Annotated in this window: 9 protein-coding genes; 3 read left to right on the top strand and 6 right to left on the bottom strand. The window is 32.7% G+C overall.

Going from position 1 to position 11,220, the window contains the following annotated elements; all coding sequences use genetic code 11:
* Positions 1-43: 43 nt before the first annotated feature.
* On the top strand, positions 44-1,072 hold the full coding sequence (locus QWY99_RS08055) for a PorP/SprF family type IX secretion system membrane protein (RefSeq protein WP_290263550.1): 1,029 nt from the start codon (positions 44-46) through the stop codon (positions 1,070-1,072).
* Positions 1,073-1,101: 29 nt separating this feature from the next.
* A complete protein-coding gene (locus QWY99_RS08050) occupies positions 1,102-2,847 on the top strand; it encodes an OmpA family protein (RefSeq protein WP_290263549.1) in 1,746 nt (581 codons plus the stop codon).
* 135 nt (positions 2,848-2,982) lie between these two features.
* Here QWY99_RS08050 and QWY99_RS08045 read toward each other — a convergent pair whose 3' ends face one another.
* Both QWY99_RS08045 and QWY99_RS08040 read right to left on the bottom strand, forming a co-directional pair.
* Positions 2,983-3,825 (bottom strand): GNAT family N-acetyltransferase, encoded by an 843-nt coding sequence (locus tag QWY99_RS08045; RefSeq protein WP_290263548.1) that lies wholly within the window; start codon positions 3,823-3,825, stop codon positions 2,983-2,985.
* 112 nt (positions 3,826-3,937) lie between these two features.
* Positions 3,938-5,986, bottom strand: coding sequence for a site-specific recombinase (locus tag QWY99_RS08040; protein ID WP_290263546.1), 2,049 nt, complete (start codon positions 5,984-5,986; stop codon positions 3,938-3,940).
* Positions 5,987-6,755: 769 nt separating this feature from the next.
* On the opposite strand from QWY99_RS08040, the gene QWY99_RS08035 reads away from it, so the two are divergent.
* Positions 6,756-7,202: a bleomycin resistance protein gene (locus QWY99_RS08035; protein WP_290263544.1), complete on the top strand. Its 447-nt coding sequence runs from the start codon at positions 6,756-6,758 to the stop codon at positions 7,200-7,202.
* Between the two features lie 136 nt (positions 7,203-7,338).
* Here QWY99_RS08035 and QWY99_RS08030 read toward each other — a convergent pair whose 3' ends face one another.
* The 4 genes from QWY99_RS08030 to QWY99_RS08015 form a co-directional block, all read right to left on the bottom strand.
* Positions 7,339-7,560, bottom strand: coding sequence for a heavy-metal-associated domain-containing protein (locus tag QWY99_RS08030; RefSeq protein ID WP_290263542.1), 222 nt, complete (start codon positions 7,558-7,560; stop codon positions 7,339-7,341).
* Positions 7,561-7,685: 125 nt separating this feature from the next.
* Positions 7,686-9,710, bottom strand: coding sequence for a heavy metal translocating P-type ATPase (locus QWY99_RS08025; protein ID WP_290263539.1), 2,025 nt, complete (start codon positions 9,708-9,710; stop codon positions 7,686-7,688).
* A 289-nt stretch (positions 9,711-9,999) separates the two neighbouring features.
* Complete coding sequence (locus QWY99_RS08020) at positions 10,000-10,416, bottom strand: Fur family transcriptional regulator (protein ID WP_290263537.1); 417 nt, start codon at positions 10,414-10,416, stop codon at positions 10,000-10,002.
* 122 nt (positions 10,417-10,538) lie between these two features.
* Complete coding sequence (locus QWY99_RS08015; RefSeq protein ID WP_290263535.1) at positions 10,539-11,108, bottom strand: DUF2652 domain-containing protein; 570 nt, start codon at positions 11,106-11,108, stop codon at positions 10,539-10,541.
* Between the last annotated feature and the right edge of the window lie 112 nt (positions 11,109-11,220).

Raw genomic sequence — 11,220 nt, 5'->3', positions numbered from 1 at the left:
TGAGCCTCGAAGCATTCGAGGCTCATATAAAAAATTATATATTATGACAAAAAATGGTGTAATGCAATTAAAGTTATGTTTGCTATTAGTATGGTTAGTAACTTCAGGCCTCACAGCAATTGCGCAACAAGATATACAGTTTAGCCAATATGTCTTTAATGGACTTAGTCTAAATCCAGCATATGCAGGATATAAAGAAGATATTTATATCAATTCTACCTATCGAAAACAATGGGTCAGCTTTCCTGGGTCACCTGAAACAGGTACACTTACAGTCGATGGTCTGACAAATATTTCGGGATATAAAACTGTAGGACTCGGTGCTCAAATTACTTGGGATCGTGTAGGTCCACAAGATGTGGTGTCCTTTTACGCCTCTTATGCTTACAGGATAAGAATGAATGCAGCAGATGATAGCCGACTATCGCTAGGGCTTAGTCTAGGTGTAAATCAATATTCTATCGATGGAGATCGATTATTACCTACCGATCAAGGAGATCCAAATCTTCCCGAAGGAAGAGTCAGTACAACAAAGCCCAATGCAAATTTTGGAATCTACTATTATGAGCCTTCTTTTTACGTCGGGATGTCTGTGCTTAATATTTTTCCAAGTAACATATATGATGATGCCTTTACAGGAAAAAACAATTATGATTATCTCGTTACCCGCAAAGTACCGCATTATTACTTAACATCTGGATTTATGGTAACCATCTCTGAAGATGTGAAGTTAAAGCCATCCTTCATGATAAAAGATGATTTTAAAGGACCTACAAATATCGACTTAAATGCTTTATTTTTAATTGGAGAACGTTTTTGGATTGGAGGATCATACCGTTCTGCAGTCAAGTTATGGAATAAAAATGACTTACAAAAAGGGTTAGAAAAAAAGGACGCTGTTAGTCTTATGACTGAAATATATGCTACCGAACGCCTTAGAATAGGTTATTCTTATGATTTTGCAACCAGCAAACTGGATAGTTATCAGAAAGGCTCACATGAAATCTCAATAGGTTTTTTATTATTCAATAAAAAAAGAGCAGAACGCATTAGTAGCCCGCGTTATTTTTAGTATCTGTTTAACCTAACAAAAAAAGTAATATGTATAGATATAGAAAATGCTACGTAGCACTATTAATAGTGATAAGCACACTAGGTGTAACAGCCCAAGATCGTAAGCCAGAAATTAAAGTCGCCAACGAATATTTTGATAGGAATCAATATAAACAAGCGTCATTGATTTATGAGAAACTTGCACAGAAAAAAAATGTAAAAACGGTTCTATTAGAAAAGTTAGCTTACAGTTATAAAGAGATGAATGACTATGACAAAGCATCACAATGGTACCAAGTAATTACACAAAGAAATGATGCAAGTAAAGATTTTTTTCTTTTTTATGGCGACATCTTAAAGAATCAAGGAAATTATAGCAAAGCAAAAGAAGTATATATGCAGTACAAGCAAATCGATTCTAAAGATATTTCTGCTCGAATTATGGGATGTGACTCGGCAATGGTTTGGCTCAAAAAAACTTCTTCAAATAAGATCGCTAACCTTCAAAAAGTGAACACCTCGGCATCAGAATGGGGACCAACAATGTACAATGGTAAAAGTATTGTTTTTGCTTCCGATTCTCTTAGGAATTCTTTATTTGGTAGAGAAATCAATAAAAAAGTAAAATATGGATGGACAGGACGCCCCTACATTAAGCTTTATCAGTATACACCAAATGATTCAAATACAAGTGATGTTATACAATTTTCAAAAGAGCTCAATCAATTCAAATACCATGTAGGCCCAATAACCTTCAGTTCTGACTATACAATTGCTTATTTTACTGTAACTAATCAAGAAAAAATAGTACATAAAAAAGACCCTAACTCTAATTTTTATGGTGCTAGAAGGCTTGAAATTTACAGCAGTACTTTAATAAATGGAATTTGGCAGGAACCTGTTGCTTTTGCTTACAATAATGTAGAAGCCTACTCTGTTGGTCATCCAGCACTTAGCAAGGATGGTAATACGCTTTACTTTAGCAGTGATATGCCAGGTGGAAGTGGTAAAACTGATCTTTGGTACTCAGAAAAAAATAGCGATGGTAGTTGGGGCAATCCTATAAATTGTGGTACTACTATTAACACAAGTGAAGAAGATCAATTTCCTACTATAGCCGAAAACAACCAATTGTATTTTGCTAGCAAAGGACATCCTGGAATGGGAGGTTTTGACATTTTTAGTACAACAGGACAAAAAAATCAATGGACAAAACCGCTGAACTTGAGAAACCCAATAAACTCTCCTGCTGATGATTTTTTCTTAACTATGCTTGATCCTTCTAATGGTTATTTTTCTTCTAATCGAAAAGAAGGTATGGGAAATGATGACATCTACAGTTGTACTATTGTACCAGAAAAAATAGTTCCAGAGAAAATAACACCGGAACCTTTAATAGTTGATAGACAACCTCAACAAAAAGATAATACAACACCTAAGACTGGAGAAAAATTTATTCTATATTACTATTTTGACAAAGCCAACATTCGTAAAGACGCCTCACAAGTATTAGATAGCGTTGCTACTTTACTCAAGCAATATCCAGAAATGAAGATAAAATTTTCATCTTATACTGACTCGAGAGGACCTAAAAACTACAATTTAGTTTTATCTCAAAAGCGTGCTCAATCTGCTATGGCTTATCTTCAAAAAAAGGGTATTGCAAAAAATAGAATGTCTGCCAAAGGATATGGAGAAACTCACTTAGTTAATCATTGTGGTAATGGTGTAAAATGCTCCGAAGAAGAGCACCAAAAAAACAGAAGAACAGAGGTCGTAATTATCTCATTATAATAGACTCCTAAATATCAAAATAGGCTACTTCACAAGTTGTAAAGTAGCCTCTTTTTTTGTTTTTATAAGATGTTTATATTTCCTTACAACTATGATTTAGTATCTAAATAAATCAACCATCCAGAAGGACTGAACTTAAATCTTTCTTTTCATTTCGTATTGAGACACTCTGTTTAGAAGCCCTAAATTCTTTAAAAAAGCATTTGTTTCGATTGAATTGTCTTCAATATTATTTATGGATACTTCTTTCGAATCGATTGTTTCTACCATTTTATTTACCAATTGAGCCCCTACTCCATTACGTCTGTACTTAGCGGCTACAGCAATTTGTAAAATTCGTCGTGTTGTACGATTATAAACTAAATAACCCACTGGTTCATTTTCGATATAAGCCTCCAAAATACCACAACGTTCCTTGCTATTATCTAAGCTCTTAACTGTATTTTGCCAAGTAGGCGCTATAGACCAAAAGGAAGTAAAAGTAGCCCAATCAAAATCTTTCAATTCTTTAATTGTTGCAACACTTTTTTTATTGCTTATTTCGATAGATCCTCCATAGCAATTAAGAGTCCTATGAATTTTATAGTCCATTTTTTCATAAGCTCGAATTGCGGCATTATTACCTACAATAACTTCGAGTACCATTTCCTTTACGTCTAAAGCTTTTAATTTAGGTAGTAGATAATCATACATTTTAGCAACCAAACCTTGTCCTCTATATTCTGGAATAACTCCTGTTGCACCATTATAGGCGATCAATTGTCCATCAAATTCATTTATGGCATGAAGCATAAAACCCACTAATCTACCCGATGACAGTATACCAATTGACAAATCTAATTTTATGTTTTCTGCTACAATCTTAGCTTCTAATTGTTCTGAATTGAGTTTGAATGGTACAATATAATCTGAAAATGACAAATTTAACACCTCAACAATGCTATCAATTTCTATGTTCTCTAAAGTAATAAGCTTCATTTTATTTATTTAATCTTTTATAAATTCTTTTTTAAAATTGTGCAATTAAGTATTATTTACTTTTATAGTCTCTTACAACTAAAAACAACTTTTTATACATCGATTACGAATACTACTGTGACACACTGTTCTTTGGTGGAAAAAAGAAATGGGACGGTTTACTCAAAAAGTACTTAATGATTGCACTTGTCACCTGTTTTAATTCGGATATCGGAATGTCTCTCGAACGAAAAGCAAGTCCTAATGACAAACTAAAACTAACCATAAAATTGACTAGACCAATAAGACCAATACCTAAAACTGACCAGAAAAACATCCATTGCGTAATATCAAATTCAGCACCATATAAGCCCATCGCAAAATTCCCACTAGCAAAAGTAATGTGTCTAACATCAATATTTAATCCAAAGAATATTCCAATAAAAACAGTGCTTCCCATAAAAATACCAAACCAAAAATTGGATATAATTCCTGCCCATTTTTTTTCATACAAAGAAGCCAGTTTTTTAGTCATTTTTTTACCTAAACTCAACTTAAGCAATGGATGCTCCTGAATACGATAATACATATGGTTGTGTTTGTCTCGATTAGCAATACTTCCTGCTATAATTCCAGATAAAAAAAGAAAAACTCCAGCTATGGCAGCATGAAAAATTGCAGCAGAATAAATTGGATTTAGATCGTTAATTAGAATAGGCCATTTTTCTTCGGCTATATTATAATGAAACACTTGGTCAATTGCCCAGATTCCTAATAATGAAACAGGAAAAGCAATAAGAACATTCCCAACGAATGCTATAAACTGCGAACGGAATACACGTGCAAAAAAGATTGCAAACTCTTTGTACTTGTATTCATTTTTATCTTGATCTTTGTGTTTAAAACCTTCCTGCAAAGCTCTTACCAATGCAGAAGCTGTCATTGCAGGTTGCTTTGTTGCAAGCGTGAATCCTAGAATATAAATGATGATAAATCCTATGGAGTAATTCATACTATACAATAGAACATGTCCAAATCCACTGGCATCTACTTTTCCTAATAATAGTTTAATAATACACAGTATTCCAACGATAAAACCACCACCTGCAGCAGAATAAAACATTTTATAATATTCCTTACGACTGTTTGTAATGTAATGTTCTCCTGTATTGGCTGTATGTTGTGTTATTTCGTATGATAATAGTTGCGTACTCTCACTAATTAATTTATCTATATTATTTTTATCACAGTTGTATTTAATCAGTATATAAGACAGGTAAATCGTGTTCTTTTTGGCATCATCCTCTTCAGTTTGTATCAAAAGAGGTATTAATGATTTCAAGCGATTCAATTGTTGGCGGATTCGTAACAGACTTTGATTTACTCGTAATGATATACCAAATTTATTGCTATTCTTAAAAGCCGTTTCTATATAGTCAGTACATTGTTTGTGTAGGATAATCAATTGTTTATAACCTAAATCATCGGGATGCATGTAGTTTACATTAGACTCAATTATCTTTTCGCTTATTAACAACAACTCTCGTTGAAAGGCAAGAAAAGGACTCTCGTAATTTTCATATTCAGGTACCATTTGGATTACATCTGTTTCCATAGCACAGCCACAAATACGATAGGTAATAACCTCCATCGCAAATACTAACTCTGTAAGTGAAGACTTCTCATCGCTCGTTTCATAAATAGAACGAAATTCTAATAGCGAATATAATTCCCAGATTTGTTCTTGGGGTATTTTCTTAATCCATAACGGGTCAGTCTTAACAAAGAAGACTTGATTTAGTATAAATTGTAAGGTGTCTTTTTCTGGTTGTTCCGGTATAAGTTTGGCAAATAAACGCTTACGCACTTCATAAAAGAAATTAGCATTCTGTAGAATACCCGCATCGGAAAGAATCTTATTGAACTTCCTATTTTTTAAATGAGCACTAATACAGTCCATCAAACCATCACGGTAATTTTGATTTTCTTTAAGTAGCTCAATCAGTTCAGATAAATCTACAACTGTTGCTTTTTTTATTTTTTTTGGACGAACCAAATTCACCAGTTCTACAAGTAGCTCTACATTTTCTCTATTTGATTCCCATAACTGTTGGTCTTTAAAGTTTTCTTCAAAATAGCGCTCTAAGGTCATTTTTGGTTTTCTCCTCAATCTCAATTTCATTCTAGTCAAATTTAATTATTACTAAGCCTGTTGTATAATTATTTTAACACATAATCCCAATAGCTATCGGAACTATGTCGCTATGCACTAAATGCCATTTTCACGAACTGCATTCAACAGGTTATTACTAGTTATTCTATATCAAATAGAAATAAATTAGTCCTTCTTAGATTGCAATATACCATCTAAAAATCACACTCTTTTTATTTTTTTCATAAAGAATTCTTACAACACATAATTTAGATAGCATTTTAATCCCATTTTTATTTCTAATTATATCTTAAAAAGAGCTAACAAATAGAATAAAATCATTCCTTTTTATTTCGTTTTGTCTGCATAATTAAATCATTAAATAAATATAAGAATTGAAACATATACATCAAATGTAAAAACTCATAACATCATATAATTCAAACAACTAATTACAAATATAAATTTAAAATAAATTGTATAGAAAAGAGAAGAATTACAATCGAAATGTTATTATTTGTTCCTAAAACTAGATAGTCTAAATCTATTTGATGAAATTATAAATAAAGATAAAATAGCCCATTTCTACTCCTATTAAAACATACTATTTTTTTACTTTTAAATGTAAAAAAAATCTTTCGCAAAAAATAATTACCCCAAATAAATACAATAGTGGTCTCACTATTACAAATACAAAATATAACTCAAGGATACTCACTAAAGATAAAAACAGTGATGATACAATCATCCGTAACTTATTCTATCTTTGAAAATATAATAGAGAGAGAATAAAAAAACAATGGTTAAAGAAATCGATAATTGGGCAAAACTTGTTCCTGAGTTAATAGTAAGAGATTTAGATAAAAGTTTAGATTTTTGGTGTAATATCATTGGTTTTTCAGTAGCATATGATCGTCCAGAAGAAAAATTTGCCTATCTCAATCTTAATGGAGCTCAAATCATGTTGGAGCAATACAATGAATCGGATCGCGAATGGGAAACGGCAAAATTGGAAGTCCCGTTTGGGAGAGGAATCAATTTCCAGATTGAAGTAGAAGAAATGGACACAATTATTGATAAACTAGCCTTAGCAAATTGGTCTTTATTCATTCCTGTAGAAGTACGTTGGTATGCAGTAAATGATGTAGAATTTGGACAGCGTCAGTTCTTAGTAAAAGACCCCGATGGCTATCTTTTACGTTTAATAAAAGATTTAGGTGAACGCCCTTTAATAAAAGAAATATAGCTAATTACGTATTATTACAAACTCTTAAAACTCTTTTAAAGCATTTTTCAACAAAAAAGACTACCTCAACTTATGAAGTAGCCTCTTTATCTTTGTTTTGAATAACTTTAACTAAACAATTACTTTATGTATATTATTACACGTGAATTGGTTCAGCCTTGAAGCCCTTACTTTTAATAATGGCAACTATTTCGTCTTCTGTAATCCCTTCAGATTGTACCGTTAGGATTTTATCACTGCTATCGGTGTCAACATTCCACTGTCCGATACCTTCGTTATTATCTAAATCAGATTTAACTTTAGCGACACATCCACCGCAATTAAGGGTTGTTTTAAATTGAATATTTTTATTTTCCATTTTACTGATATTTGTATTGTTATTTAATACTGCAAATTTATACCGATCACCTCTCCTATCGTTTACACTATTCCTTGTTTGATTTGTGAGATTTACTGATTAGGCTTCCCAATCTATCATTTACATTAAAATTTCATTCTTTGTATTCGCACTGCATTTAATATAGCCAATAATGCAACACCTACATCGGCAAACACAGCTTCCCACATGGTGGCCAGTCCGCCAGCACCAAGCACCAATACAATTCCTTTTATTGAAAAAGCCAATAGTATGTTTTGCCAAACTATTTTTTTGGTTTGCTTGCCTATATTTATTGCCATCGGAATTTTTGAAGGCATATCGTCTTGTATCACTACATCGGCAGTTTCAATAGCAGCATCACTCCCTAGTCCTCCCATTGCAATACCTGCATCACTTAATGCAATTACTGGAGCATCATTTACTCCGTCGCCCACAAATGCAACGCTGGTACTAGAGGCCTTGATTTCTTTAACTTTATTGACTTTGTCTTCAGGAAGTAAATCTCCGAAAGCACTATCTATTCCTAATTGTTTAGCAACATGAGCTACAACTGCACTTTTATCTCCACTTAGCATCGTAACTCTAATGTTCATACTATGTAATTTATCTATAGCCTTTTTTGCATCTTCTTTAATACTATCGGAGATTGTCAGATATCCAGCAAATTTTCTGTCGTAAGAAATAGCAATTACTGTGTATAAAATGTTATTCGTATTAGCATTATAACTGATATTAAATTTATCCAGTAATTTAAAATTTCCAACCAATAATTCTTTTCCATTAACAGTAGATTTGAGTCCGTATCCAGCAATTTCTTCCGTATCTAACAAACTGATAGTACTATCTACTTCTCCAACATAATTATGAATAGCTGAGGCTACTGGATGTGTACTTTGACTTTCGAGAGCATTAACCATTTTAAGAATTCCGTCTTTATTAAATTCGGGATTGATTAGTACTTCTTGAACTTTAAAAACACCTTCGGTCATGGTTCCTGTTTTATCGATTACCACATGCTGAATATTAGCCAGAATATCCAAGAAATTAGAGCCTTTAAACAAAATCCCATTATGACTTGCAGCTCCGATACCTCCAAAATAGCCCAACGGAATAGAGATTACCAACGCACAAGGGCATGAAATAACTAAAAACACCAAGGCTCTATATAACCATTCGCTAAACACATAATTAGTAACAAAAAGTGCTGGTAGTAATGTAATGGCTATTGAAAGAAATACTATAATTGGTGTATATACCTTGGCAAATTTACGAATGAACAATTCTGTTGGTGCTTTTTGACTTGTTGCATCTTGTACCAATTCTAATATCTTACTTAACTTACTATCAGAATAGGCAACGGTTACTTTGACCTGACTCACTGTATTGAGGTTAATCATACCCGCCAATACTGCTTCTCCTTTTGATTTGGTATCTGGTTTACTTTCTCCTGTAAGTGCGGCGGTATTGTATGAAGCGCTTTCTGAAATAAGTTCTCCATCAAGTCCTAATTTCTCCCCTGGTTTTAACTGAATAATATCTCCAATTTGTGCATCTTCAGCCTTTATAACTGTCAGTTTACCTTCTTTAAGTAGGGTAATCTCATCTGGGCGTTGATCTAATAATGCTTTAATGTTTCCTTTGGCTCGAGATACAGCAAGTGTTTGAAACACTTCACCCACAGCATAAAACAACATAACTGCCACAGCTTCGGGATATTCACCTATAGCAAAAGCACCCATTGTAGCAATTACCATTAGAAAAAACTCTGAAAAGAAATCTTTGTAACGAATACTCTCAATAGCTTCTTTTATGACTGGCAACCCAACTGGAATATAGGCTACTATATACCACAATAATCTTACCCAACCCGTAAACCAATCTTGCGGAAAATAAGTATCTAATCCTATCCCTGTTAACAATAAAATTAATGAAACTGTTGATGGTAAAAATAACTGAAATGTAGTTTTACCTTCAAGGTCGTGACTGTGATCGTGGTCATGACCGTGACTATGCTCATGATGATTTCCTTTTTTCTCGTTTTTTCCGTGACTATGGTCGTGATTATGCTGATGTCCCTCCTCTATTTGAGGTTTTAAATAAACAGCTGTACTACAACATTGCTTTGACATATCTTATTGTTTTTATAATTCTATGACAAAGTTATACGTCTGTTTTGGGAACCTGGTTGCAAATACAACTGAGTATGTTTAATGTGTTTTTTATTATTATAGCCCGTTGAGCGCAAGATTTAACGCGGATTAAACGGATTCGTTATCATGAAGACACAGATTAAGCGGATTTTTTTAGATACTAAATGTAAATCCGCGTTTTTTTGTGGAGCAAATCTGTTTTATCCGCGTTCTAATTTATACAAGTGACGTTTTAAATGTAATTACACCTAAGAGATTATTATAAAATCTAGAAAGACTTAGAACAATTTTCGCAAATTCCTTTCATTACAAAATTGACACTTTCTAATAAGAATTTTTCAGGAAGTTGAATCGGCGGTATAGAAATACTCTCAAGGCAATAGGTGTTATGGCAACGGTTACAATTAAAATGCACATGTAACTCTCCTAGTGTACACATACAAGACACAGCACATATAGAATATTTCATAGATCCTGAGCCATCATCAATACTATGAATAAGTAAATTTTCGTGAAACAAAGTCAACGTTCTAAAAATGGTAGATTTATTAACCGTTTCTAATTCTGTTTCAAGATCAGTTAAACTAAAAGTTTTATTAAACTCAGTCATTGTTTTGAATAGTAACAACCTCACCGAAGTTGGTTTTATATTCCTATCCAATAGTTTTTGTTCAAATCTATCCATATTTCATCTTTTTACTTATACTGCCTTAACAAAATTAGAGAAAACAAATAGAAAATTAAGCTGTCTAATTAGTATCCTCTCAACATTATTCTTATTTAATAAAACCACATAAAAGGAACTTCTTACAGATAATGAATGTAACCTACTTCTGGTAAGTATATACAGTTTCCACAATTATCGTACTCAAGAGTTGCTATAGCTGGTTGTTCAAAATTAGCTTGTAAAAATGCCTCAGAGAATAATGCATATGGAGGAAATTTGGCTATATGGTTTTTAAGCATTTTGTGGGCTTCTACGATTGGTGTCCCGTAAAGCTTCTCAAACCTGTCAATTTTATATTTGGTAAAAGCTCCATAGTGCACAATGATTTTTAATGATAAAGGAATTTCTATCGCTAATTCTAATGCTAACTTCGCTACTTCTTTTTTAAAATTATCGTACATTACTTCTATCTGAGTTTTTGTTTCCTCAAAGGAGGGAATATCCTTAAATTTATAAAACAACACTGCATCTCCTTCAATTTCTGAAACTTCAAGACGAAGTGCATTACTGTAAATTATTGATTTTAGTAGATTCTCCGTTATGTATTTTCCAATAAACATATTGGTATTTATAACAAAATCTGTAAAGCCTGATATATCTGGAATTATAACAATTCCTGTTTCATTTTGAGTAGTATATTCTTGTATCATACGCATTAGAATTAATAAAAAAATCGGATTACGTTTTCGAAAAAAGCTAACTCCATTTCCTATTAACTCATTCCCTTATTTATGTACCTTCATGGTACTTGCTAGATCGTAT

The sequence above is a fragment of the Flavobacterium branchiarum genome, from assembly GCF_030409845.1.
In the GTDB taxonomy this organism is placed as follows: Bacteria; Bacteroidota; Bacteroidia; order Flavobacteriales; family Flavobacteriaceae; genus Flavobacterium; species Flavobacterium branchiarum.
This window is presented reverse-complemented; position numbering and strand designations above follow the sequence as displayed.